General features: G+C 66.5%; 20 protein-coding genes. 8 read left to right on the forward strand and 12 right to left on the reverse strand.

Features of this window, described 5'->3' with window-relative positions; all coding sequences use genetic code 11:
- Positions 1–159 precede the first annotated feature (159 nt).
- Positions 160–1,785, forward strand: a complete 1,626-nt coding sequence (locus tag WS95_RS30420) for a histidine-type phosphatase (RefSeq protein WP_059827760.1) — start codon at positions 160–162, stop codon at positions 1,783–1,785.
- An 89-nt stretch (positions 1,786–1,874) separates the two neighbouring features.
- On the opposite strand, the gene WS95_RS30425 is transcribed toward WS95_RS30420, so the two are convergent.
- Positions 1,875–2,405 (reverse strand): YcxB family protein, encoded by a 531-nt coding sequence (locus WS95_RS30425; protein ID WP_059827762.1) that lies wholly within the window; start codon positions 2,403–2,405, stop codon positions 1,875–1,877.
- Positions 2,406–2,731: 326 nt separating this feature from the next.
- Between WS95_RS30425 and WS95_RS30430 the strand changes: the two genes are divergently transcribed.
- Entirely contained in the window at positions 2,732–3,043 is a 312-nt protein-coding gene (locus WS95_RS30430; RefSeq protein WP_059827764.1) for a hypothetical protein, read from the forward strand.
- A 434-nt stretch (positions 3,044–3,477) separates the two neighbouring features.
- The gene (locus WS95_RS30435; RefSeq protein ID WP_059827891.1) at positions 3,478–5,082 is read left to right on the forward strand and encodes an EAL domain-containing protein; all 1,605 of its coding nucleotides are present in this window, start codon (positions 3,478–3,480) and stop codon (positions 5,080–5,082) included.
- 18 nt (positions 5,083–5,100) lie between these two features.
- On the opposite strand, the gene WS95_RS30440 is transcribed toward WS95_RS30435, so the two are convergent.
- From WS95_RS30440 to kduI, 4 genes are all read right to left on the reverse strand, one after another.
- Positions 5,101–5,472 (reverse strand): hypothetical protein, encoded by a 372-nt coding sequence (locus WS95_RS30440; protein WP_059827892.1) that lies wholly within the window; start codon positions 5,470–5,472, stop codon positions 5,101–5,103.
- A gap of 62 nt (positions 5,473–5,534) precedes the next feature.
- Positions 5,535–6,416 (reverse strand): DNA-binding transcriptional regulator KdgR, encoded by an 882-nt coding sequence (gene kdgR, locus WS95_RS30445; protein ID WP_059786455.1) that lies wholly within the window; start codon positions 6,414–6,416, stop codon positions 5,535–5,537.
- A 59-nt stretch (positions 6,417–6,475) separates the two neighbouring features.
- Positions 6,476–7,282 (reverse strand): 2-dehydro-3-deoxy-D-gluconate 5-dehydrogenase KduD, encoded by an 807-nt coding sequence (gene kduD / locus WS95_RS30450; RefSeq protein ID WP_059827766.1) that lies wholly within the window; start codon positions 7,280–7,282, stop codon positions 6,476–6,478.
- A gap of 4 nt (positions 7,283–7,286) precedes the next feature.
- Entirely contained in the window at positions 7,287–8,123 is an 837-nt protein-coding gene (gene kduI, locus WS95_RS30455; RefSeq protein ID WP_059827768.1) for a 5-dehydro-4-deoxy-D-glucuronate isomerase, read from the reverse strand.
- 280 nt (positions 8,124–8,403) lie between these two features.
- Between kduI and kdgT the strand changes: the two genes are divergently transcribed.
- On the forward strand, positions 8,404–9,423 hold the full coding sequence (kdgT, locus tag WS95_RS30460) for a 2-keto-3-deoxygluconate transporter (protein WP_059827770.1): 1,020 nt from the start codon (positions 8,404–8,406) through the stop codon (positions 9,421–9,423).
- A 173-nt stretch (positions 9,424–9,596) separates the two neighbouring features.
- On the opposite strand, the gene WS95_RS30465 is transcribed toward kdgT, so the two are convergent.
- A complete protein-coding gene (locus WS95_RS30465; protein ID WP_059827771.1) occupies positions 9,597–9,971 on the reverse strand; it encodes a nuclear transport factor 2 family protein in 375 nt (124 codons plus the stop codon).
- A gap of 100 nt (positions 9,972–10,071) precedes the next feature.
- On the opposite strand from WS95_RS30465, the gene WS95_RS30470 reads away from it, so the two are divergent.
- From WS95_RS30470 to WS95_RS30485, 4 genes are all read left to right on the forward strand, one after another.
- Positions 10,072–11,055 (forward strand): LysR family transcriptional regulator, encoded by a 984-nt coding sequence (locus WS95_RS30470; protein WP_257139974.1) that lies wholly within the window; start codon positions 10,072–10,074, stop codon positions 11,053–11,055.
- A gap of 184 nt (positions 11,056–11,239) precedes the next feature.
- Entirely contained in the window at positions 11,240–13,618 is a 2,379-nt protein-coding gene (locus WS95_RS30475) for a DNA polymerase II (protein WP_059827773.1), read from the forward strand.
- A 210-nt stretch (positions 13,619–13,828) separates the two neighbouring features.
- On the forward strand, positions 13,829–14,146 hold the full coding sequence (locus WS95_RS30480) for a DUF4148 domain-containing protein (protein WP_059827775.1): 318 nt from the start codon (positions 13,829–13,831) through the stop codon (positions 14,144–14,146).
- 87 nt (positions 14,147–14,233) lie between these two features.
- On the forward strand, positions 14,234–15,361 hold the full coding sequence (locus WS95_RS30485; protein ID WP_059827777.1) for a J domain-containing protein: 1,128 nt from the start codon (positions 14,234–14,236) through the stop codon (positions 15,359–15,361).
- A gap of 200 nt (positions 15,362–15,561) precedes the next feature.
- On the opposite strand, the gene WS95_RS30490 is transcribed toward WS95_RS30485, so the two are convergent.
- From WS95_RS30490 to WS95_RS30515, 6 genes are all read right to left on the reverse strand, one after another.
- On the reverse strand, positions 15,562–21,051 hold the full coding sequence (locus WS95_RS30490; RefSeq protein WP_059827779.1) for an AAA domain-containing protein: 5,490 nt from the start codon (positions 21,049–21,051) through the stop codon (positions 15,562–15,564).
- Positions 21,048–22,244, reverse strand: coding sequence for a M48 family metalloprotease (locus WS95_RS30495; RefSeq protein WP_059827781.1), 1,197 nt, complete (start codon positions 22,242–22,244; stop codon positions 21,048–21,050). The genes WS95_RS30490 and WS95_RS30495 overlap by 4 nt, the downstream gene beginning before the upstream one ends.
- Positions 22,245–22,390: 146 nt before the next feature.
- Entirely contained in the window at positions 22,391–23,296 is a 906-nt protein-coding gene (locus WS95_RS30500; protein ID WP_059827783.1) for a LysR family transcriptional regulator, read from the reverse strand.
- A gap of 61 nt (positions 23,297–23,357) precedes the next feature.
- Complete coding sequence (locus WS95_RS30505) at positions 23,358–24,602, reverse strand: acyl-CoA dehydrogenase family protein (protein ID WP_059827785.1); 1,245 nt, start codon at positions 24,600–24,602, stop codon at positions 23,358–23,360.
- A 39-nt stretch (positions 24,603–24,641) separates the two neighbouring features.
- Positions 24,642–25,400, reverse strand: a complete 759-nt coding sequence (locus WS95_RS30510; protein ID WP_059827787.1) for an SDR family NAD(P)-dependent oxidoreductase — start codon at positions 25,398–25,400, stop codon at positions 24,642–24,644.
- 7 nt (positions 25,401–25,407) lie between these two features.
- Entirely contained in the window at positions 25,408–26,172 is a 765-nt protein-coding gene (locus tag WS95_RS30515) for an SDR family oxidoreductase (RefSeq protein ID WP_059827896.1), read from the reverse strand.
- Positions 26,173–26,200: the final 28 nt, after the last annotated feature.

A 26,200-nucleotide genomic window follows, 5' to 3' on the forward strand; every position in this document is an offset into this window, starting at 1 on the left:
AGCCGGCCATCGTCGTCGATCCGGCGGCAATCCGACGATTGCCCGACCGCATCCTGACATTCTGCTGTCAAAGTCGCTTGCAACACTGCGGGGCTCGACCACATTCCCCCGGCGACGGGACGACGCTCATGCGCATCGTCCCGTCCGTTGCCCGCCACGATGACACGCCCGATCCGCACCGCCGCCGCTCTCACGCTTGCCTGCCTGTTGCTCGCCGCTTGCGGCGGGGACGACTCGACGCCCCCCGCCACGTCGGCCGACAACAACGGCACGGCGCCCGCGCCGCAGCCTCAACCTCAGCCCGCGCCGGCCCCGACACCCGCGACCTACTACCAGACGAAGACGCCGTACCGCCCGCAGCAGGACGCCGCAACGTACGAAGCGCCGCCGGCCGGCTACGCGCCGGTCTATACCGAACTCGTCGCACGTCACGGCTCGCGCGGGCTGTCGGGCTTCAAGTACGACGGCGCGATCTACGCGATGCTGGCCAAGGCCGAGGCCGACGGCGCGCTGACCACGCTCGGCGCGCAGCTCAAGGCCGACACGTACGCGATGATGAAGGCCAATGCGCTGCTCGGCTACGGCGTGCAGGGCATCTCGACGCCCGGATACGGCAACCTGACTCAAACCGGCATCCGCGAACATCAGCAACTCGCCGCACGTCTCGCGCAGCGGTTGCCCGCGCTGTTCGCCACGGGCAACCGGCAGGTGGTCGTCGTCAACTCGGGCCAGGATCGCGCGGTCGACAGCTCGACGTATTTCTCGGCGGCGCTCGTCGCCGCGCAGCCGGCACTGGCGCCGGCCATCACGCTGCCGGCCGCGCCGGCCGGCTATCCGGCGAGCGCACCGGTCGCGCAGCCGGCCGGCACCAACCGTTTCCTGCTGTATTTCCACTCGCTGAAGCCGGCCACCGATCTCGTGACCGACACGAGCGATCCGTACTACGCAAACTATCAGGCAAGCCAGGCGTACCAGGCCTATGCAAACGACGCGACGGTGGCCGCGAAGCTGAAAGCGATCAAGGCCGCGCCGCAGGCGGCCGACGTCGCGCAAACGGTGCTGTCCGCACTCGTGTCGCCGGCCTTCATCGCGAAGCTCGGCTCCGACGGCTACACGTTCGCGAACACCGGCACCTATGCGTTCACGTCGTCGGACGGCAAGTTCACCAACACGCTGAAGGGCGACGGCAAGACGAAGATCGCGACGGCCGTCGACGCGGTGAACGTGCTGTACAACCTGCTGCAGGTTGCGCCCGCCATGACCGCGGAAACCGGCGGCGTCACGATGGAGAAGTACATCGGCGCCGACCAGGCGCAGTATCTCGCGTATCTGCAGGATGCCGAGGACTACTATCAGAAAGGGCCCGGCATCCAGGAAGCGAACCCGGTGACGTACCGGATGGCGAAGGTGCTGCAGGACGACTTCTTCGGCGAAGTCGACGCGATCGCGCGCGGGGACCTGACACACGCCGCGAAGCTGCGCTTCACGCATGCGGAGATCGTGATTCCGTTCGCGTCGATCATGAATCTGAAGAACGTGTTCGTGCCGACGCCGCAGGCGCAGACGTACACGTATGCGAACAACCCGTGGCGCGGCGACCAGGTGTCACCGATGGCCGCGAACATGCAGTGGGATGTCTATCGCAACGGATCGCGGCTCATCGTGAAGATGCTGTACAACGAGCGCGAAACGGATTTCCAGGCCGCGTGCGACGGCGCGAAGATCGCGCCGGGCAGCCACTTCTACGACTACGCGGGGCTGAAGCAGTGTTACGGGTATCAGTGACGTGACACGCGGGGCCGTCTGGCCGGGGCCGCACGTTGAATCCCGGACGGCGCAGACCGTCCGGACTTCGTCATGGGCTCCGCGGCCCGCTAGACTTTGCGCACGCCGTGCTGAAGCAGCACTCGATGCAGGAATGCCGCTTGTCCGTCGCTCAGCACGCGCGTCGGCACCACGCGGAACATCACCGATGACTGATACAGCAGGATCATTTGACGATCCTCGCTCCAGTGGATGAGATCCGCATAGTGAATTTCGTCGCGCGAAGTCGGCGTTTCGACAATGAACCGGTCGCCTTGGAAAATGACCGTGTGAACCTGATGAAGCGTCCTTTGCTGGTCGTAAATCTTGCGACCCGCGCGCGGCAATATCAGATGATTCAGGACGGGCACGCCGATCGCAACGACAGCCGCGATTCCCGCAGCCGTCCACACATAGCGCCATTCCGGAAAATGTCCGCTTGCTACGCGGATGCCGCCGACGAGCAGGACGACGTACACGGTCGTAACGATCGCAAAAGACTTGAGCAGGTATTTCCGGTTGTACCTGCGCCAAAGATTCAGCCGGTATGCGTGGACGAGATCATCCGCGGTGATTTGAAAAACAACTTCGGTATCGCTCATGGGCGGGCTCGGAACGTTCTCTGGTTCTTGTCATTGTTGTTGGCGCTCCACCGCGAGCGCCGTGCTCCGGCGGGTTGGCAGTGCGCGCACACGTAACGGGCAAACGAAGCCGCGCGATATCGCCGGCCGGTCGATGCACGGCGACAATATACATGCGTGGAACGACACCCGTGCGGGGATCGCCGCGGCAGTGGCGCAGCCGCCAGCCGGGGGCGCAGCCAGCGTCGGATGCGGCCGGGTGGCCGGTTCGGGAACATGACACGCATCTTGCGCCGACGAACTCGCGGCGACTCGCGATGGTCGAACGACCATCACCGGAGAATCTCATGAAACGCGTCGTCCTTGTCGCTGCCCTGACCCTGTTTACCGCCGTCAGCATGCCCGTGCCGGCAATCGCCGGCGCCTCCTCCGGCGCCGTCGCGCCGGCTCCGGCTCCGGCATACGCGAAAAATTGCGTGCCGTCGCGGGATGCGTCGCAAGGCGCCCGTTCCCCCTCCAGCGCGCCGCCGATCCGCGTCTGCGTCGGCGATTCCGACACGCAACTGAACCTGCCGTGGTTCCTGACCGATGTCCTCACCGCCGTGGACACGCACCAGTCGCCCAGCGGCCTGCTCCACAAGATGCGCAACGATTTCTGAAGCGCCGCGGGCACCGCATCGTTCATGACGGGGCGGCAGTCGACCGACAACGACGTCGCATGAAAATGTTTCTTTTTGAGACACAATCGCGAAATCTCATCAATATTTAGACAACAATATTTCGCAATGGCGCGCCGCATCTTATACTTGCCGCGCACCATCCTCGTGCCAAGAGACGGTGTCTTTCGTCCCGGCTGCACACACTGTGCGGCCGGGGCTTTTTTCGGTACGCTGCGTCCATATACATGCTCGATGCGAGCATGTTATTACGGAATGCTGCCGGATAGATGGCCGATCGCGACAGGCGCGTGCCGATGCCCGCCGCAACGGCCGACTCGACCGGCGTCCCGAAGCCGGCGCGCGAGCCGCATGGCCCGGATCAGGCATGCGGCATGCGCGCCGTTTGCACATCGACCGGTTCGATTTGCCACGCCATGCGAACAACCACAAAGGCAACCGGAGGACCGTGGGCGCGCGCCCGCGGCTCGAAGCCCGTTTTCCACCGCAGCGGCGCGTGGCCGCGCGTCGTGTTTCTCGCCGCCGCGATCATTTGCGTGTTGGTGCCCGCGTTCGCGATCGTGCTGGCCGACCGCTACGCGCGCGACGCCGTCACCGCGCACGAGCGCGTCGTCGCAAACGACATCGTGACCTCCGTGGACCGCATCCTGGACGGCGTTCGCCTTCGGCACGCGGACGAACTGACCGCACTCGTCGGACGCCCCTGCGCGACGGTGTTCCGGACGCTGGCCGAAGTGGGCACTCGCCTGCGTTACCTGCGTGCGGTCGCGCTGGTGAACGACGGGCGCGTCATGTGCTCGTCGGCGCTCGGGTCGATCGACCTGCCGCTCGCCGTCTACGCACGCGAACCGGACCCGGGATCGACGGTCGTCACGCTGCTGCGCCAGACGCCGTTCCAGCACGACATTCCGGTGCTGTCCGCATTTCGCGCCACCGCGCGCGGCGCCGGCGTCCTGTACCTGATCGAAGGCGACTACGTGGCCGACGCGCTCGCCCACGGCACCGGCAATGAAGCGGCGACGGCCGTGCTGTCGATCGCGGGTTCGGGCCGTCTCGACCAGCACGGGAAGTTCACGCCGGAAACGGACGCCGGCCCCACGGGCGGCAGCACGATTGCTTCGCAGCACTGGCCGTTCACGGTGTCGGTCGTCGCCTCGGCGCACTACGCGTCACAGGTCCAGCGCCACTACCGGCTGATCTGCGCGACGATCGTGCTGTTGGCCGACAGCCTCGTGATGGCCGCCTACCTGCTCGCGATGGCGCCGCGCCGACTGTTGCTGAAGGCGGTGCGTCAGGCGCTCCGGCGCAACGAATTCCATATCGTGTACCAGCCGATCGTCGACGTGCAGACGCGCAGGACGGTCGGCGTCGAAGCGCTGCTGCGCTGGCACCATCCGAAGTGGGGGGCCATCAGCCCGGCCGTGTTCATCCCGCAGGTGGAGTCGAGCACCGTGCTGCCGAAGGTCACCGAATTCGTGCTGCGCACCGCCGTGTCGGAGCTGACCGCGCTGACGCCGTCCGCGCCTCTGCGCATCGCCGTGAACGTTGCGCCGCAGGACCTCGAGCGCGGGCGGTTCGTGGCCGTCGTCGAGGAAGCGATCCGCGCGCTGCCGCCCGGCTTCACGCTGGTGCTCGAAGTCACCGAGCGCATCCTGCTCGAGAAGAACGCGCGAACCACCGAGATCTTCCAGGCGCTGCGGTCGAAAGGCGCGAAGTTCGCGATCGACGATTTCGGCACGCATCACAGCAATCTCGACATGCTGTCGCGCTTTCCGTTCGACTACGTGAAGATCGACCGACAGTTCGTCTCGCAACTGGACCATGGCAGCGCGAGGCTGATCGAGGGGATCGCCGCCGTCGCGCATCACTACGGCCTGAAGATCATCGCGGAAGGCGTGGAGACGGAAGCGCAGCATCGCGCGCTGCATGCGGTCGGGATCCAGTACGCGCAGGGCTACCTGTATCGGCGACCCATGCGCGCGGCGCACCTGACGCGGGATTTCGCGTCGGCGACGGTGTAGCGGCGCCGCAAACGGCGACTACTGCGCGCCGTATTGACCGCCGAGGTGCACGCGGCTCTGCTCGACCCATCCTTCGACGTCGTTGCCGGTCTTGCCGTTCACGTACATGACGTTGTACCAGCGCCCGTGCGACTTGTAGACGGTCACCGAATCGCCGGGGACGATGAAGGTCCGCTTCGTGACGCACTGCGCGTCGGGCGCCGAGTAGAAATACGCGCGCCCCGCCCCGACGACCGTGCCGGACGCCGGCGGTCGGAAGTTGTCGTCCGGGCCGCTCGCGACTGCGTCGAGCTTCCCGCAATCGACCGAGTTCTTCGCGTGCGCGCCGTGCACGCCCAGGCTCGCGCCGAGCACCAGCATCGCGATGCCGATGTGCATCGTCGTCTTCATCTGCATGGTTCGTTCGTGAACGCCGTATTTTTTCGGTTTGCCGGTTCGCGTCCGGCCCACGCTCAATCCTGCGCGACCGTCGTCGCTTCGACGCCGGCCGCTTCCGGATGATGCCCGAGCCGCGCGGAAATCGCCTGCCCGGCCTCCTTCAGCAACGCGACGTAATGCGCCTTCGTGTCCGCGCCGCACCGCATCGTCGGAAACGACAGCGACAACCCCGCGATCACGCGACCGAAACGATCGAACACGGGCACCGCGAGGCACAGCAGGCCATCCTCCTGCTCCTCGTTGTCCTCGCCGTAGCCCTGCCGCCGCACGTGCGGCAGGATGCTCATCACCGCATCCGCCGACGCGAGCGTTTTCGCGGTCGACTTCCTGAACTCGATGCCGGCCAGCACCGCCCGCGCGTCGGCCGGCGACATCCATGCGAGCAGCACCTTGCCGATCGCCGTGCTGTACAGCGGATTGCGCCGGCCGATGCGCGACTGCATGCGCAGCCCGTAATCGGCGTCGATCTTGTGGATGTAGATGATCGCGTCCTCGTCGAACGCGCCGAGATGCACGGCCTCGCGCGTCAGTTGCCCGATGCGGCGCATCTCGAGATCGGCCTCGCGCACGAGATCCACGCTCTCCAGTGCCTTGCTGCCGAGCTCGAACAGCCGGATCGTCAGCCGGTAGCGATCGGTCTCGCCTTCCTGCGCGACATAGCCGAGCGCCTTGAGCGTCTGCAGGAAGCGATGCACCGTCGTCTTCGACATGCCGAGCTGGTGCGACAGTTCGCTGATGCCGATCTCGCGGCGCTCGCCGAGCGCGGCGAGGATCGTAAAGACCTTGCCGACGGCGGCAACCGAATCGGGCTTCTCGACGGCGCCTGCCGCCGCAAGGTCCGCCCCGGTTTCCTGGTTCGCCTGATCGCGCTTGCGCTGCCTGGGCGTTGCTGTCATGTCCGTGAATCCGTGAGATGCGAATCGGGAGAGCATAACGCGTTCGTCGCGCGATCCGGTCAGCACGCGAGCCATCCGCCGTCGACGGCGAGCGTGTGACCGTGCACGTAGTCCGACGCGCGCGACGCGAGAAACACCGCCGCGCCCGCGAGATCGTCCGGCACGCCCCAGCGGCCGGCCGGGATGCGGGCGAGGATTTCGTCGCTGCGCCGGCTGTCCTCGCGCAACGGCGCGGTGTTGTCGGTCGCCATGTAGCCGGGCGCGATCGCGTTCACGTTGATCCCGCGCGCGGCCCATTCGTTCGCGAGCAACCGCGTGAGGCCCAGCACGCCGCTCTTCGACGCCGTGTACGACGGCACGCGAATGCCGCCCTGGAACGACAGCATCGACGCGACGTTCACGATCTTGCCGCCGCGCCCCTGCCGCACCATCTGCCGCGCGACCGCCTGCGACAGAAAAAATACGCTCTTCAGGTTCACGTCGATCACGGCGTCCCAGTCGGCTTCGGTGAACTCGAGCGCATCGCAACGGCGGATCATGCCCGCGTTGTTGACGAGGATGTCGACATGGCCGAAAGCATCCAGCGCGCCGCCGACGATCCGCTCGACCGGCTCGAGCGTCGACAGATCCGCGCGCACGTCGACGAAACGCCGCCCCACGGCCGCCACGCGCGCCGACGTTGCATCGGACGACGAACGGTTCGCGCCGACGATGTCGCACCCGGCCGACGCGAGCGCGACGGCCATCGCCGCGCCGAGCCCCGTGTTGCAGCCGGTGACGATCGCGACCTTGCCGGTCAGGTCGAACAGGCCGGCGAGCACGGCATGCGCATCGGCGGCGGGAAGATCGGGTGTATCGCGTTTCATGATGTCAGCGCAGGTCGGCAATGGCGATGTGGTCCATGTCCTTAAACACCTGGTTCTCGCCCGCCATCCCCCAGATGAACGTGTACGCCTGCGTGCCGACGCCGGAATGAATCGACCAGCTCGGCGAGATCACGGCCTGCTCGTCGTGCACCACCACGTGACGCGTCTCCTGCGGCTCGCCGAGCATGTGGAACACGGCCGCGTCGGCGGCGAGGTTGAAGTAGAAATACACTTCCATCCGCCGCTCGTGCGTATGGCACGGCATCGTGTTCCACACGCTGCCGGGCTCGAGTTTCGTCATCCCCATCGACAACTGGCAGGTCGGCAATACATCGGGCACGATGAACTTGTAGATCGTGCGGCGGTTGCTCGTGGCCGCGTCGCCGAGCGTTTCCGGCGATGCCTGCGCGAGCGTGATCGTGCGGGTCGGATAGGCCGTGTGCGCGGGCGCGCAGTTCAGGTAGAACTTCGCGGATTGCGCGCGATCGTCGCTGCCGAACACGACACCCTGCCCGCCTTGCCCGATGTAGATCGCCTCCTCCGTGCCCACCGCATGACGCTGGCCGTCGACCTCGACCCAGCCGGGCCCGCCGATGTTGATCGCCCCGAGTTCGCGCCGCTCCAGCAGATGGCTCACGCCCATCGCGGCGCCGAGCGACGCCGGCACCTCGACCGGCCGCGTCGCGGGCCACGCGCCGCCGACGACGATGCGGTCGATATGGCTGTAGGTGAGCGACAGTGCGTCCGGCGCGAACACCTTCTCCACCAGGAAATGCCGGCGCAGGCCGGCCGTGTCGAGCGTCTTCGCGTGTTCGCCGTGAATGCCATGCCGCACGTCCATGCCGGTTCTCCATCGGGAAGGGGGCCGCCGCCGGCACCGTCGCCGCCGGTCGCCCCGATGAGGATTGAAGCACACATTTCTTGAATTCGGAACGTCGATCCGGATTTTCGATCTCGTCTGGCGGATCGATAAATTCCTTTCAGATCAGCGCTATCTAGCATTACGGGTATACGACTACCGTCGAAACTCACAAAAACGGAACATCGTTCCGAATCCTGTCCTATAGTCAGTCAGCAGACATCATTCGACAACGGGACGCATCGACGTCCACGGAGGAGACGTGAAGCTGAAACAGGCCATCGACCGCATTCCGGGCGGACTCATGCTGGTCCCGATGCTGCTGGGCGCGTGCGTGCACACGTTCGCGCCGAACGCCGGGAAGTACTTCGGCTCTTTCACCAACGGCCTGATCGCGGGCACGGTGCCGATTCTCGCCGTCTGGTTCTTCTGCATGGGCGCGACAATCGACCTGCGCGCGACGGGCGTCGTGCTGCGCAAATCGGGCACGCTGCTCGCGACGAAAATCGCGGTCGCATGGCTCGCGACGGTGATCGCCGCGCGCTTCATCCCCGACGACGGCATCCGCACGGGCCTGTTCGCGGGCCTGTCGCTGCTCGCGATCACGACGTCGATGGACATGACCAATGGCGGCCTCTATGCGGCCGTGATGCAGCAGTACGGCACCCGGGAAGAAGCCGGCGCGTTCGTGCTGATGTCGATCGAATCGGGGCCGCTCGTCAGCATGCTGATTCTCGGCGCGGCCGGCGTCGCGGTGTTCGAGACGCGGCTGTTCGTCGGCGCGGTGCTGCCGTTCCTGATCGGCTTCACGCTCGGCAACCTCGACGTGGAGCTGCGCGAATTGTTCGGACGCTGCGTGCATCCGCTGATTCCGTTCTTCGGATTCGCGCTCGGCAACGGCATCGATCTGAACGTGATCGCGAAGAGCGGGCTGCCGGGCATCGCGCTCGGGCTCGCGGTGATCGTCGTGACGGGCGTGCCGTTGATGCTCGCCGACAAGGTCCTGGGCGGCGGCAACGGGACGGCCGGGCTTGCCGCGTCGTCGACGGCGGGCGCTGCGGTCGCGAACCCGGCGATCATCGGCGAGATGATTCCGAAGTTCAAGCCGATGGTGCCGGCGGCCACCGCGATCGTCGCGACCGCGTGCCTCGTGACGGCGATACTCGTGCCGATCCTGACGGCGATGTGGGCGAAGCGGGTAGCCAGAGCATCAGGGGTGCCGGTGAGGGGCGCGGCGCAAGTGGCGCATGGCGGGGCGATCGAGCACGAGGGGCATGTTTGAGGCGCAGGTTCGAGTCCGGTCCGCGGCACGCGATTCAAGCCAGTCGATGTTCTGCAGCCCAAAACCCCGGGGATTCGATGCATTCCCCGGGGGTTTTGTTCGTCGCTGTCAGCCCGCATCCGGTCGCCCGCTTGCGAAAACCGGACACCGATGCGCATCCGCCGCGCCGCGCTTCAGTCGAACGTACGCACGATGGCGGACGCCTTGGTCGCGATCAACCAGCTGCCCTCCACCTTATGCATGACGAAGTGATCGTTGAACAGCCGGTTGCCGATCCGCACCCGCACCGTCGCCGTTGAAAGGCCGTCAGAGACATGCTCCATCGAGAGAATCGCCTCGTCTCGAGGCGCGCCGGTCGATCGAGGACTGGGCCTCCCGCCGATGAGCGCCGCGTACTCCGACGACGACAGCGTGCGCAACCGGCCTTCATCCAGCCACTGAACGAAGCCGTTCGGATGGAAAATCTTGTCGAAGTCACGGCTCTGCGGCTCATAAGCGAGGTTGAAATAATCGTCGATCAAAGCGACGACGGCTTGGGTCTGGGTCATTGTCGGCTTTCCTCGGTAGTGAACGGCTCGTATAGTGAGCGATCCTTCCCGCTCTCTGCTACGGCGACCCGGTTATCGCTGCCATTACAGGAACACATGGATGATGGAAGACCTCGATGGAGGGCTGGTCAGCGGCTTGCTCGTCCTGGCAGCCCTGGCCGAATCCGGCAGCTTCAGCCGTGCAGCATCTCGTCTGGGCAAGACTCAGCCGGCGGTCAGTCGCGCCATCCAGCGACTGGAGGACCGCCTGCGCGCAAAGCTCGTGCATCGCACCAGCCGGCACGTCGAAGTGACGGACGCCGGCCATGCGTTGTTGTCGAAAGTGCTGCCGTTACTCCACGGAATCGAAGAGGCGGCCGTCGACGCCTCCGATCAGACCTCGGTCGTCAACGGAACGCTCCGTGTCGCATGCGATGCCGTGTTCGCACGCCTCGTGCTGGCGCCGGAGCTGACCCGGTTCATGAAGGATCACCCCGCGCTTCACCTGAAGCTGGAAACCCGGAGCGATCTCTCGGACCTGGTCAGCGAGGGATTCGATCTCGCCATCCGATTTGGACCGCCGTCCATTTCGACCTTGGTCTGCCGCAGGCTATACAGTCCGCGGGTACTGACTCTGGCCGCGCCGTCCTACCTGGAGCAGCGCGGTCGGCCGAGGTCGCCGCAGGATCTCGTCGACGGCGGCCATGAATGCATCCTCGCGATCGACCCGGCCACCGGCAGACCCTTCGACTGGGAGTTCTGGCGCGACGACGAGAAAGTGAAAGTGGCCGTCAGCGGCACCCTGACCGTCACGGATGCGGGAACCAAAATCGGCGCCTGCCTCGCAGGCTTCGGGATCGCCCAGGTGATCGACCTCGGAATCGACGCACACCTGCGTGCGGGCACGCTGGAGCCGGTTCTGACGGACTGGTGCGACGAGACGTTCCCGCTTTACGTCTACTATCCCAGTCGAAACCACGTTCCGGCCAAGGTAAGGGCGTTCATCGACTTCGTGGTCGGCATGATGCCCAGGCTACAGTCGACCGGCTATGGCGCCGGCCAGCGGTCGCCGGCAACCGTGCTCGAAACGCTGCATCGCGAATAGCGTCCTTCGTCCGTCGAGTGCCTGGCCGTCTACCCCGGCCGTCATCGCCATGCCGTCGCTTCCGTTGCGCCGCATCCGCATCGCTCGACGGCTTCCTGCCGCCTGTTGCCAAGCGCCCGCAGCGGCACGACAGCCGTTCAAGCGCTAAAATCCGCCGCCTGGGCATCCACGACGAGCAAGCGTTTTGACGGCGTTCGAGCAGGGTTTCATCCTTACCCGCCACTGGCGGGACACCGCATCCGGCATCGAGATCGAGTTCTGGCTGGCGACCGAACGCGGTCCGCGCCGCGTGCGGTTGCGCCCGCAGGAAGCCGTCGCGTTCATTCCGGCCGAACAGCAGGCGCTCGCCGAACACACGCTGGCCGGCGAACGCGAGGCGGAACTGCGCCCGCTCGCGCTGCGCGATTTCAGCCGGCGCCCGGTCGTCGGCCTCTATTGCCGGCGCTATCGCCACCTGTCCGGGCTCCAGAAGCGCCTCGCGGCGGCCGGCGTCGACGTCTACGAAGCCGACGTGCAGCCGCCCGATCGCTATGCGATGGAGCGCTTCATCACCGCATGCGTCGAGTTTCGCGGCCAGCCCGGCCGCGACGGCACGCTGACCGGCGCCGAGCTGAAGCCCGCGACCGGCTATCGCCCGGCGCTGCGCTGCGTGTCGCTCGACATCGAAACCAGCGTCCACGGCGAGCTGTATTCGATCGCGCTCGAAGGCTGCGGGCAACGGCAGGTCTACATGCTCGGACCGCCGAACGGCGATGCCGACGCGAGCGCCGTCGACTTCCGCCTCGACTACTGCGACACCCGGCCCGCGATGCTCGCGCGCCTGAACGACTGGTTCGACGAACACGATCCCGATGCGGTGATCGGCTGGAACCTCGTGCAGTTCGACCTGCGCATCCTGCATGCGCACGCGGAGCAATACGGCGTGCCGCTCAAGCTCGGGCGCGGCGGCAGCGTGCTCGACTGGCGCGCGCACGGCCAGCAGCCCGACCACTTCTTCGCAGGCGCGGCCGGCCGGCTGATCCTCGACGGCATCGACATGCTGAAATCGGCGACGTGGACGTTCCCGTCGTTCAGCCTCGAATACGTGTCGCAAGCGTTGCTCGGCGAAGGCAAGTCGATCGACAATCCGTACCAGCGCATGGACGAAATCCAGCGCCGCTTCGATCACGACAAGCCCGCGCTCGCGCGCTACAACCTGAAGGACTGCGAACTCGTCACGCGCATCTTCGACAAGGCCGACCTGCTGTCCTTCTCGCTGGAACGGGCGAGCGTCACGGGGCTCGCGGCCGACCGCACCGGCGGGTCGGTGGCAGCCTTCACGCACCTGTACCTGCCGCGCATGCACCGGCTCGGCTATGTCGCGCCGAACCTCGGCGACGTGACGGGGCAGAACAGCCCCGGTGGCTTCGTGATGGATTCGCGCCCCGGGCTGTACGACTCGGTGCTCGTGTTCGACTACAAGAGCCTCTATCCGTCGATCATCCGTACGTTCCTGATCGATCCCGTCGGGTTGATCGAAGGGCTCGCGAATCCCGGCGACGACGCATCGGTGCCCGGCTTTCTCGGCGCGCGCTTCTCGCGCACCGCGCACTGCCTGCCCGACATCGTGCGCCGCGTGTGGGAGGGCCGCGACGACGCGAAGCGGCAGCGCAACGCGCCGCTGTCGCAGGCGCTGAAGATCATCATGAATTCGTTTTACGGCGTGCTCGGCTCGACCGGTTGCCGCTTCTTCGACCCGCGCCTCGCGTCGTCGATCACGATGCGCGGCCACGAGATCATGCATCGCACGCGCAAGCTGATCGAAGCGCAGGGGTACGAAGTGATTTACGGCGATACCGATTCGACCTTCGTGTGGCTCGGCCGCGCGCACGACGACGACGAAGCCGGCGCCAAGGGCCGCGCGCTCGTCGAGCACGTGAATCGCTGGTGGCATGCGCACCTGCGCGACCAATTCGGGCTCGACAGCGCGCTGGAGCTGCAGTACGAGCGGCATTACCGCCGGTTCCTGATGCCGACCGTGCGCGGTGCGGAAGAAGGCAGCAAGAAGCGCTACGCGGGCCTCGCGGCGACCGCCGACGGTAGCGAGGATCTCGTGTTCAAGGGGCTCGAGACGGTGCGCACGGACTGGACGCCGCTCGCGCAGCAGTTCCAGCGCGAGCTGTACCGGCGCGTGTTCAGGCGCGAGCCGTACCGGGATTTCATTCGCGATTACGTGCGGCGCACGCTCGCCGGCGAATTCGACGACCAGCTCGTCTACCGCAAGCGCGTGCGCCGACCGCTGCGCGAGTACGAACGCAACGTGCCGCCGCACGTGCGCGCGGCGCGCATCGCCGACGAGTTCAACCTCGCGCAAGGCCGGCCGCTGCAGTATCAGCGCGGCGGCTGGATCAGCTACGTGATGACGACGGCCGGCCCCGAGCCGCTGGAGACGATGCGTTCGCCGATCGACTATGCGTTCTATCTGAGTCGTCAGCTGCAACCCGTCGCCGATGCGATCCTGCCGTTCCTGCGGGACGATTTCGAACGCGTGATCTCCGGGCAGGGGCAGTTGTTCGGCGACTGACGGAACGATGACGCGCCGGAACACGCGTCAGCGCAGTCGTCGCATCGCGCTTTCACATAACGTCGATCTCCATCGCGTTCCGTCAGCATCGCGCACTCTCACTCATTCTGGAACACAGTTCGCCTGGAATCGCCATTTATCAGGCCGGTCAAGGCTCCTAAACTTTCCTCGTCGGTTCAGCAAACCGCAACGAAATCGTCCGAGGAAACCGTGAAATCCATCATCGCCGCCATCGCCACTGTCGCCGCTACCGCCCTTCTCGCCGCACCGGCCGCGTCGTACGCACAGTCGTCGCACTCGACGCTCACGCGCGCGCAAGTGCGCCAGGAACTGCTCGATCTCGAGTCGGTCGGCTACGAGCCGGTCGCCGGTGACGGCGACAACTATCCGGGCGACATCGTCGCCGCGCAGGAACGCCTCGCCGCCAAGCGCCTCGCGGAACGCAAAAGCGCGGAAGCCGCCTACGGGGCGAACGGCGCACCGGGCATGGACTCGGGCGCGCCGGCGGCTGCGACGATGAAGCGCTAACGCGCCGCGAGCCGTTTCGGGGGGCGCACCCATCCGGCTAAAATACCGGCCTGCCGCGCCTCCTGCCGCGGCCGGAGGACATCGATCATGACCGCACGTCGCGGTGCCGCGGTCGCCATCGCGCCCAGCCACGAGACAGCCAGCCTGTCGAAAGCCCAGAAGACGTTCAATACGCTCGTCGAGCAAATCGAAAAGCGGCGCGAACGTCTCGGTGCGTGGGAAGCCGTCATGCCGGCATTCCAGAAGAAATTCGTCGACGCTCTATTGCCGCTCGAACAGGAGGCAACGGCGCTGCGCATCCGGCTGATCCATCTGCTCGACGACGCGTTCCTGCAGAAGGGATTGAGCAAGGCCGAGCAGCGCACGCTGTCCGACCTGATCGCCGACATGGCGCGCGATTTGCTGCACACCAGCGACGACGCGGCGTGGAAGGTGATTTACCACCGGCATGCCGGATCCGACCACGTCGGCAACGCAACGGCCGCTCCCGAGCCGACGAAACCGAAACGGGAACCCGAATCGCAGTCGCCCTCGCCCGAGGATCTCGCCTCGCTGTCCGCCGACGAACTCGCCGAGCGGATGCAGGCCGAACTCGACGCCCAGTTCGAGCGCGACATGGCCGCTCACGCGGCCCGCGAGGCGCAGCGTGCGAAGCGCAAGAAAGCACCGAAGCAATCGGCCGCGCAGGCGCGGATCGAGGCCGAACAGGCTGAATCGAACAAATCGATCCGCGAAATCTATCGCAAGCTGGCCAGCGCGCTGCACCCCGATCGCGAATCCTATCCGAACGAACAGGCACGCAAGACCGCGCTGATGCAGCGCGTCAATCACGCTTACGACAAGGGCAACCTGCTGCAGTTGCTGGAATTGCAACTGGAAATCGAACAGATCGACCGGCGCGCGATCGACGGCCTCGGCGAAGCGCGGCTGACGCGCTACAACGGCATCCTCGAGGAACAGTTGCGCGAGCTCGATCGGGAGATCGTGCACGTCGAGAACGATTTCAGGGGCACGTACGGGATCGCGTCGTCCACCAAGGTCGCGCCCGATACCGTGCTGCGCATGCTGACGCGCGACATTGCCGGCATGCAGCGGAGCAACCAGGACCTGGCCGTCGCGCTGCGCGAATTCGAGGATCCGGACAACGTCAGGCGCTGGCTGAAGGACATGAAGCGCCAGCCGGCGGCGTCTCGCTTCGACGACGATTCATACTAACGATACGGCGGCACGCATCCGCGCGCCGCCGCTATCCCCGTTCATCCGCCCCGCGTGAACACCCGGCGTCCCGGGATCGCCCCGTTTCGTCCGGTCAAATCGAACACGCCGTCGATCCACGCGAGGAACGTCGAAAACGTGAAGTCGGACCGCAGTTGCGTGCGGAACGCTTGCGTAAGCGGCGTATCGGACGCCGGCCATCACCCGGCCGGGTCTTCGACATAGCCCTTGCGTAGTTTCTCCGCCACCAGCTTGTCCATCTCGCGCTGTGCACGCTCGACGGTTTCGAATTGCTTGAGGTTGGCTTGTCCGGCCGATCCGATCCGACCGTACGTCACGTTCAGCTCCGTGCCTCGCAGGCGGGCGCGCCAGAACTTGCTGGAAGTGCCTTGCTCGCATCGCAGCGATCTCACGCGTTCCGTCGGCGCGCCAGTCGCCGCTGCAGTCTCGCCCTGCACAGTTTCCGCCTCCTGCGCGGGCGTCTGAACAACCGGCGTCGGCAGCTCGATTTCCTGATCGAGTGCTCGATCTTCACCGTCAGCAAGCATTGCCTCGATGCGCGCCAGCACCGCGGCCGGGTCATCAAGCCAATCTTTCCCGGGGATGTCCAGCACACGCCAGCCGAAGCCGCGCAGGATGCCGGGCCGGAATACATAGCGCTCCGCCGTATCGGTCACGACATGGGCTGGGTTGTCGAGCAGGATCGCAAGCGCGTAGTCCCGCTTCGACGAATCGACGATCGCCAGGTCGCAGCGGAATTGCGAACGGCCGACGTCGATATCGACCTGGTGACCGCGTGCGCGCAGTGCTTCGGCCAACGCATCGCGAATGGCGTCAGGCGATGTCCGCCGCGTGAACGCATCGCGCGCCCCCTGATTCAGCGCACCGAGCACCGCCTGTGCACGGTCGAACTGGCCCGTGGCGCTCGCCTGCGCAAATTGCAGGAATGCCCGCAGCGCGGCCGCGCCGTCGTTGTGCACGTTCGTGATCGCATCGGCTTGAATCGTGGAAACCACCGCCATCCGGTGCCTTGCGCGGCTGAAGATGACGTTCAGACGCTTTTCGCCGCCACGCTGGTTGATCGGCCCGAAATTCATCAGCATCCTGCCGTCCGGGCCCGGTGCGTAGCAGATGCTGAGGATGATCACATCGCGTTCGTCGCCCTGAACGTTTTCCAGGTTCTTGACGAACAGGCCGTTGAACTGGTCGTCGTCCTCGCGCACGTACTCGCGCTCGAGCCGCGTGGCGAAGTCGGCGTCTTCGGCCGCCAGTGCCTCCAGCGCCGCTTCGATCGCGTTCTGCTGCGCCTCGGAAAACGCGACGATGCCGAGGCTCAGGCCCGTCTCCCGGCGCAGCATCTCGCGTACGAGCGACGCGATATAGCGCGCTTCGGGCACGTTGCCCCGCTCGACGTACACGCCGTCGTCGAGCCGATGAAAACTGATCGGCCGCGCGAGCAACGCATCGGCGCCCACGATGCCGGCATCGTCCTGGCTCGACCGCACCGACCACCCGTCCTCGTCGGCGCGCTCCAGCACGCGGTCCGGAATCGTAACGAGACGACCGTCGTAGAACGCCGCATTGGAGAAGCTGATCAATGCTTCGTGCCGGCTGCGGTAATGCCACGCCAGCAGCGTCGCGGGCAGATTGCGCGCCGCCTGATTCAACAAGCTGTCGGAGTCGAGATTGATGGCGATGCGCTCGCCCTCTTCCTCGATCACGATCTCGTCGTCGCCATCCGCGCCCGCTGCCGTGAAAAAGCTCGTCGGCGGCAACTGCATCTCGTCGCCGACCACCACGACCTGACGGGCACGGCTGAGCGCAGGCACGGCTTCCTCGGTGGGAATCTGACTGGCCTCATCGAAAATCACCACGTCGAACAGATCGGGCGACAGCGGCAGCGTATCGGATACGGATAGCGGGCTCATCAGCCAGATCGGCTTCAGGTCGTTGACGACCATGCCCGTTTCGTCATCGGCGAGATCGCGGATCGAACGGTGGCGCATGCTTTTGCCGAACTCGTGTTCGAGCTCGCGCCGGCCGGTTGCGTAGCGCTTCTTGAAGGTCTTGCCGTCGGCATCGAGTTGCGTCGCCGATAACGACGACTGGCGCACGTGGTCGGCAAACTGCCGATGCAACGTCGCGCTCACGACCTGGGCATTCACGGTCAGCAATTCGCGCTGGATCCGGGCCGCGGCACGCGCGGCCTGTGCGAGCGCCACGCCGCCGAATCGCGCGAGCACCGGATTCTCGCGCTCCAGGCGGCGCAACGCCTCGTCGGCAATCAGCGCCTCCAGCTCCGCGGGCGCGAGGTCGACGGACTGCAGCGTCGCCGCATAGGCGGGGTCGGCCGCGTGGACCGCACGCAACAGCGGCAGCAAATCAGGCAGGTCGTCCAGTCCCTCCCGAAGATCGCGCAGCGCCTCGGCGATTTCGGCCAGCGACACGTCATCGTCCATGACCAGGTTGTCGCGGATGCGACGCTCGAGCTTGTCGAGGGCCTCGCGTGCGCCGGCATCGATACGCGCGGCAGCAAGCGGATCGACCGCCTGACGCAGATTCGCGATCCGTTCGCGCAGATCGCCGTCCGACGCCAGCCGCGCCTCCAGCTCGGCCAGCGCGCGCAGAAACGCCGCCATTTCGCTCACGCCATAGCGCTTGCGGCACTCGACATCGGCTGCGTCGAGTGCCGCAGCCGCGGCCTGCTCGGCGGCAAGCTGCTCCAGCACCTTGACGTAGCCGGGATGCACCGCATGCTGCGCGAAGTCGTAGCGACGCCGAAGCTCGCCGCGCAACCGCCACCATGCCGGCTGCAGCCATCGCATCGCCGACGCCTCGAGCCGGCGCGCGAGTGCGAGCGCCGACACGGTATCGCCCGGCGACAGCTTGTCTCGCCAGTGCACGGTGGCAGCCTGCGCGGCCGTGAGCGCGTCTGCGTGCGCCGACAACGCATCGCGGGCTTCTCGCAATACCGTCTGTGCGGACGACGCCGGATCGAGCACGTCGAGATGCGCGGCGAGGCCGGTATCGATCAGCCACTGGTAATCGGCTGCGATCGCGCATGCGCGCGACAGCGCCGTGGCGTGTCCGATCGACGCCACCGTGCTGTCGAGCACTGGATCGAGCGCGTCGAACAGCGCGTCGGCGTCCTGGCACAGTTGCTCGACCCGCCCGAATGCCCGCTCGTCGGCCAGCAGCGCCGCAGACAGCCGTGCGAAAGGTTGCGAGGCCAGACTGTTCGCGCCGAACCGTTCGCGCATCGCACGATGCACGCGTCGGGTCAGCTCGCCATGCCGGTCCCAAACGGCCAGCGCCGGCAAGCGCTCGCGCAACGTAAAGCCGACATCCGGTACCGCCGGCAGCGCGACCAGCCGCCGCAGCAAGGTGCGCACGCTGCCACCCAGCGCGTCGGGCGCAGCCGCCATCGCCGCTTCGAATGCATCGATACGTCGCTGCTGCACGTCGAGCGCGTCGATCAGCGCCGTTCGTCGCGCGTGCAACGCTTCGCTGTCGTGCGGTTGGGCGATCCAGCGCTCGTAGCAGCTCTTCAGATCGGCGACGAACGCCTTCTTGTCCGACTGCGAATCGTGGATGAGGCAACACAGCGCGTCCAGCCCGCTCTGCTTGAGCCGGTGGAACACCACGTCCAGCGCCGCACGCTTTTCGCATACGAACAGCACACGCTTGCCGCGCCCCGCGTAATCGGCGATGAGGTTGGTAATGGTTTGCGACTTGCCGGTGCCCGGCGGCCCTTGGATGATGAAGCTGCGCTGGCTGCGCGCCAGGCTCACCGACGCATTCTGGGTCGCATCGGAAGCCACCACGTTCCATTGCTCGCCTGCCGGCAGCGGCGCGGCCGCCGACGTTTCCACCTCGCGCGGCTCGATCGAGAACACCCGGTCGAATGCGGGATTCACGGTGGTCTCGTCGAGCAGTTGCGCGTAGTCGCGCACCAGCGACATCTTCCGGTAGTTGAAATTGGCCAGCGTGACCTGCGTCAGATCGAAATCCCACGCGTAGCGATGCCCGTCGGATTCCTGCAGCACGTAACCCTGCCGATCGTCGACGGCCTCCGCCGCTGCGTCGGCCATCTGAGGCCGACGCAGGCTGGCGCCCGGCGTGGCGCCGGCCTCGAAACGTTGCGGCAGTTCGCTCGGCCGCACCCATTCCTCGAACAACGCGCGGCCGAGCGGTCGGTAATCGTCTTGCGCATAGCTGAAAGAGGGCAGCCGACCGCCGTGCGAACCGCCTGCACGTGCCGCGGGCTTCCGCCGTCGGTATTGCTGCATGCGCTGTTGTGCCTTCTGGCGCACCAGCCGTACGGACGCCTTGTCGACGAGCCGAAGTTCGACCGAAGGTTCCGACCTCCGGATCTGCGTCAGGATATCCGCATGAATCTCAGCCAGCGTGATCTTGCCCAGGTCGACCGTCTCGGGTAACCGGATGTCGTAGAGCTGACTGAGATGGTGCCGCAGCGCCGGATTGAATTCGGCGTCGCCGCCAGCGCACTGGATCACGTACTGATCGCGCACGCCCTTGCGCTTGACGAGTTCGACCGGCAACCAGAGCAGGGGCGAGACGATACGCTCGTCGGGGGCGTCCTTCAGGTTGTGCCAGCGCAGGAACGCGATCACGAGACGCAGGTTGCTGAAGCCGAATTCGGCCCGTTCGCGGCGAGTATCGGCGATCAGCCGGTCCAGCGACGCGGGCAGGTACGGTTGATCGTCGAACCGCAGCCATTGCTGCAACGGCACCGCCTTGCCGGCCACGAGGTCGGCGGCGAACGGTCCGCCCCACGTGCAGATGTGCTCCGGGCGCACGCTTTCGATATGCAGCATCAGCGGCACGCTGGCCACGGTCAGGTTGACGGTCGCCGCGGTCGGCCGGAAATGCAGCAGCCGGTTGCGACGCGACAGATCGAACAAGCGATCGCGCAGGTGCGTCAGCACTGCACCGCGACGCGACGCCGCCCCTGTCGCCCCGGCCAATGCACGCTCGACGTCCAGGCCGAGCGGCTGCTCGCGCCACGTGCGCAGGCGCATCGCAAGCGCGGCCACGTCGGTCGCGCGGTCGTGACGGTTCACTTCCGTCATTTCGACGATCGCCGCCGCAACGATCGGATGCAGCCGTTCGTGAAGCACGAACAGATTGCGTCGATGCTCGACGAACGCGCGCAGGTCGCTTTCCGCTTCGAAGTTCAGCCCGCATGCGAGGCTGGCCAGCACCATCCCCAGCATGAACACGTCGGTGATCTCGTCGTGATGCCCGATGGATCGCTCCCAGCTCGCGTACCCTGGCAAATAGACGGGCCGCACGACCAGAGCCGCTGCGTCAAGCTGCAATGCAAGATCGGTCTGGCTGTGATGGCCATCGGGCGTGTGCTCCAGTTGCAGCGCACCGACGATGTTCAGGCCCGACGCAGGGTGCGGCTGGACGCGATGCACGGCGCCGACGTCCATCTGCGGCGCTTCGCCGTCGGGGCGTCGCAGCGCCAGGCTGCCCCCTTCGTCGATCACGATGCTGTCCGCGTCCAGCGACGCCACCTTGCCCTGCGCGTGAAGCTCCGCCACCTGCGCGAACAACGGCAGCACCAACACGAGCACGTCGTCGGTCGACAATGCCGCGCCGGCCTGCGCGGCAATCAGCGTACGCAGCGTGCGCGGCGCACCGTCGGCGATCCTGTCGTTCATGCGTCCTTCTCCTCGGCCAGTTGCCGCTTGTAGCGTTCGAGTTCGCGCTTGCCGAGGCCCGCGTCGCGCCGGAGGTTGAGCTGCAATGCGTCGAGACTGCCGAGCGACCGGGCAACCTGCCCGGCGCGCAACAACGCCACGTCGCGCTGATCGGGGTCCGCCAGCGCGAGATCCATCATCAGTGCGTTCAGGTAGCTGCGCACGCTGTCGTCGACACCTGCCGCGTCGAATGCATCCGGGCCGGCGACGGGCTCATCGTCGCGCCAGTCCGGGAACAGCATGCGCACCTGGGCCAGCACGGCGTCGCTGGCCAGCGACGCGCCGTCGAGGTAATGCGCGAGGAATCCGCGCGTCAGCGCCTGCAGGCGCGCCTGACCCGGCAAGTCGAGCCGCTCCAGCGAAAGCGGGCCGTGCAGGCGCGTGTCGATCCAGCTGTCGAGGCTTGCCTCGCCGTCCCACCACAGCGCAAGCGCACGGGCACGGATGAAAGTCTCGGGGTGGCTCAATGCCGCGCTGGCGCCCGATTCGTTCGATTCGATCTCGGCGGCCTGACGCAGATAAGCCGCTGCATCCACCGTGCTGATGCCCGTCTGCACCTTCACGAGTGTCGAAACGGCAGGCGCCACCGCATTCGCCGCCAATGCGCCGCCGCGATCGGCAAAGAGTTCGGTGTGCAACGCATAACGCCGAAACGTCTCGCGATGGCTGTCGGCTCCGCCGGGAGCGGCCACCGCGTCGTTCAGGATCCGATCGGCCGTCAGGAACCGGCCGCCGTCGAGCGACCACAGCAGATAGTGTGCGAGTTCGTGCCCGAGAATCGCCAGCAGCTCCTCCGGTGCCAGCCGCTCCAGAACCGGGCCCTGCAACAGGATGTGGATCTCGCCCGGTACGAATACGAGCGACGCATTCATCTGGGTGCCTGGCGACTGATAGAGCGTGGCCGGCACGTCGACGATCCCGAGCCGCTCCATCGCCAGCGCCAGGGCGGCATGGACGTTGCCGTGCGCATCGGCGTCGATCCGGTAGGTTTCCCGCAGCAACGAAGCGCGCAGCGATTCGAGCTGTTCGGCATGCGTCTGGCGCTCGCCGGTCCAGCGCCAGACGTCCGGCTCGTGCCGGCGCAAATAGTCGGCTACGGTTTCGTGGTACGCGAGCGGCGCCAGCGCGTGGCGATTCGGGGCGTGAGAGTCCATGCGAGGCACTCCGGTAGGGAAGTACCGATTCTACCGACGGATGACGTCGCCGCAACTGTCGAAAAGCGCCTTATCGATGGCCACCGCTCAGGACGGTGCGTGCGGCCGATCGCGTCGACGGAAACGACCGCATGCACGACATTCCCTCACCGCCCCTCCTCCATTCCGCCCATCAGCGCCATCAACTGCCCGCGCAGCCACTGGCTGCCCTGATCCTGATCGGCGCTGCGATGCCAGTAGCAGAAGTAGTCGAGCCCCGGCATCTCGAACGGCAGTTCGACAATCCGCGCCGGATAGCGCCGCAGCAGCCGCAGCGGCGCCGTCAGCGCGAGATCGCCGCGCATCGCGATCAGCGGCGCGACCATGTAGTGCTGCACGCGCATCTGGATGTTGCGGCGCAGCCCGAGCCGCGTCAGTTCCGCGTCGACGTGCCCGCTGCCTTTGCGCCGGCTCGATACGTGGATGTGGCCCATCGACAGGTAGTCGTCCATGGTCAGCGTGTCGCCCTTGAACGGGTGATCGGCGCGGATCATGCACGCGTAGCGGTCCTGCACGAGCAGCGCCTGGTGCAGGTGCGGGTCGCCGATCAGCGGCGCGTCGATCGCGAGGTCGACCGACCCGTTCGCGAGCGCGGTCGCGACTTCGCGTCGATCCATCGTGTAGCTGCGCACGTGCATGCCAGGCGCATGCGTCTGCAGCAACTCGCCGAGCGCCGGCAGCAGCAGCGCTTCGGTCAGGTCGCTCATGCTGAGCCGGAATACGCGCTCGGACGAAGCCGGATCGAACACGTCGCCTTCGTGCGCGCTCGAATCGAGCAGTTGCAACGCCTCGCGCACGCGGCCGACGATGTTCTCGGCCATCGGCGTCGGCATCATCCCGGCCGGCGTGCTGACGAACAGCGGATCGTTCAGCGTCTTGCGCAGCCGCGCCAGCGCGTTGCTGACGGCCGGCTGCGTGAGATTCAGCACCTCGGCCGCACGCGTCAGGTTGCGCTTGTTGTAGATCGCCTCGAATACGACGAACAGGTTCAGATCAATCTTCGAAAGGCGCATCGCCGGATCTCCTTGCCGAGATCTTACGGCGGGCGCCGTTCGTTCGTCCACGTCGCCCCGCTCAGCCGCGCGGCGGCGGCGTCAGGTACGGCGCCGTCGCACCGGGCTCGCCGTCCTTGATCTCCATCCGCGCGATCGCCTGCAGGTGCACCTCGTCCGGGCCGTCGGCGAAGCGCAGCGCGCGGCCCCAGGTCCACAGGTCAGCCAGCGGCGTATCCGGGCTCAAGCCCGCTGCGCCGAATACCTGCATCGCGCGGTCGCACACGTTGGTGTAGACGGTCGGCACGAGCGCCTTGATCATCGAGATCTCCTTGCGCGCGGCCTTCGCGCCGACCTTGTCGATCATCCACGCGGCCTTCAGCACCAGCAGGCGCGCCTGGTCGATCTCGATGCGCGAGCGCGCGATCCACTCACCGACGGTACCGTGTCGGTTCAGCGGCTTGCCGAACGCGACGCGCGACTGCGCGCGGTCGATCATCAGTTCCAGCGCCAGCTCGGCCGCACCGATCGAACGCATGCAGTGGTGGATGCGGCCCGGCCCGAGGCGCGCCTGCGCGAGCGCGAAGCCGCTGCCTTCCTCGCCGAGCAGGTTGCGCGCCGGCACGCGCACGTCGTCGAACGTGATCTCGCAGTGCCCTTCCGGCGCGTGGTGATTGACCACCGTGATGTTGCGCACGACCGTCACGCCCGGCGTGTCGCGCGGCACGAGGATCATGCTTTGCTGCTGGTGCGATTCGGCATCGGGATCGGTCTTGCCCATCACGATGAAGATCTTGCAGTTCGGATGCGCGGCGTTCGTGATGAACCATTTGCGGCCGTTGATCACGTACTCGTCGCCCACGCGCTCGATACGCGTCGTGATGTTGGTCGCATCCGACGACGCGACGTCGGGCTCGGTCATCGCGAACGCCGAACGGATGTCGCCGCGCAGCAGCGGCAGCAGCCACTGTTCGCGCTGCTCGGGCGTCGCGAACATGTGCAGCAGCTCCATGTTGCCGGTGTCCGGCGCGTTGCAGTTGAACACCTCCGACGCCCAGCTCACGCGCCCCATGATCTCGGCGAGCGGCGCGTATTCGAGGTTCGTCAGGCCCGTGCCCGGCTCGTCGTCCTTCAGGTGCGGCAGGAACAGGTTCCACAGGCCTTCCGCTTTCGCGCGCTCCTTCAGTTCCTCCATGAACGACACCGGATACCCGCCCGCGTGCACTTCGTCGTTCCACTGACGGATGCGCGGCACGATGTGCGCGTCCATGAACGCGCGCACGCGTTCGCGCAGCGCTTCCACTTTCGGGGTGTAGCCAAAGTCCATGATCGACTCCTCGAGATTGTCGTGTTCCGTTCGTTCGGTTCAGAAAGCCGAGACACCGCCGTCGACGGCGACGGCCTGCCCGGTCAGATAGGTGTTTTCCTTCGCGCACAGCATCAGCATCGCCGCGACGACTTCGTCGGGCCGGCCGAGCCGCTTCATCGGCGAGCCCTTTGCGAGAAAATCCTGGCGCTCGCCGATATCGCCGTCGGTGACCATCGGCGTCGTGCTGTAGAACGGACACACCGCGTTCACGCGGATGCCATGGCGCGCGTATTCGAGCGCGGCCGTCTTCGTGAGCCCGACCACCGCATGTTTCGACGCCGCATACGCGGCCAGCTTCGGCGCGCCGCCGAGCCCGGCCATCGACGCGACGTTCAGGATCACGCCTTCGCGCTGCGCGAGCATCTGGCGGATCTGGTGCTTCATCCCGAAGAACACGCCTTTCGCGTTCACCGCGAAGCTCAGGTCGAGATCGGCTTCGTCGGTGTCGATCAGCGCCTTCATCGGCGGTGCGATGCCCGCGTTGTTGATGCCGACGTCGAGCCGCCCGAAACGCGCGACGGCGTCATGCACCAGCGCCGCGACGTCCGTTTCGACGCGCACGTCGCAGCGCTGCGCGAGCACGTCGGCGCCGGCCGCGCGCAGCGGCGCGGCCACGCGTTCCAGCGCCTCGCCGTTCAGGTCGCCGAGCGCGAGCCGCGCGCCCATCGCGGCGAGTTCGCTCGCGAGCAGCGCGCCGAAGCCGCTCGCGGCGCCGGTGATCATCACGGCCTGCCCGGCGTAGCTGTCGAGTTTCATCGCGCACTCAGATCGTCAGACCGCCGTCGACGACGATGCATTCGCCGTTCGTGTAGCTCGCCGCATCCGACACGAGATACAGCACGGTGCCGGCCATTTCGCGCGGCTCCGCGTGGCGGCGCAGCGGGATCTTCGTCATCCACGCTTCGTAGATGTCCTTGTCGGCGAACAGCGCACCCGCGAACTTGGTCTTCGTGAGCCCCGGCAGCAGCGCGTTCACGCGGATGCCGAACGGCCCGCATTCCTTCGCGAACGCCTTCGTCATGTTGACGACGGCCGCCTTCGTGATCGAGTAGATGCCTTGCCGGTCGCCCGGCTGCAGCGCATTCACCGACGCCGTGTTGACGATCGCGCCGCCGCCGTGCGTTTTCATCAGCTTGCCGGCCTCGACCGACATGAAGAAGTAGCCGCGGATGTTCACGTCGACGGTCTTCTCGTACGCGGCGAGATCGGTATCGAGGATGTGCCCGAAATACGGGTTCGCGGCCGCGTTGTTCACGAGGATGTCGAGGCGGCCGTGCTTGCCGCGGATATGCTCGAACGTCGCGGCGATGTCCTCCAGACGCCCGACGTGGCACGCCAGCGCCTCGGCGCGACCGCCCGCCGCGACGATCGCATCGGCCACGGCCCGGCAGTCGTCGAGCTTGCGGCTGGATACGATCACGTGCGCGCCCTGCTCCGCGAGCAGCTTCGCGATTTCCTCGCCGATGCCGCGGCTCGCGCCCGTCACCAGTGCGATCTTGCCCGTCAGGTCGAACAGGTTCGTTGCCATGTTGCTGTGCTCCTCCATTGATTGGGAT

The sequence above is a fragment of the Burkholderia sp. MSMB1826 genome (genome assembly GCF_001526325.1).
Classification (GTDB): Bacteria; Pseudomonadota; Gammaproteobacteria; order Burkholderiales; family Burkholderiaceae; genus Burkholderia.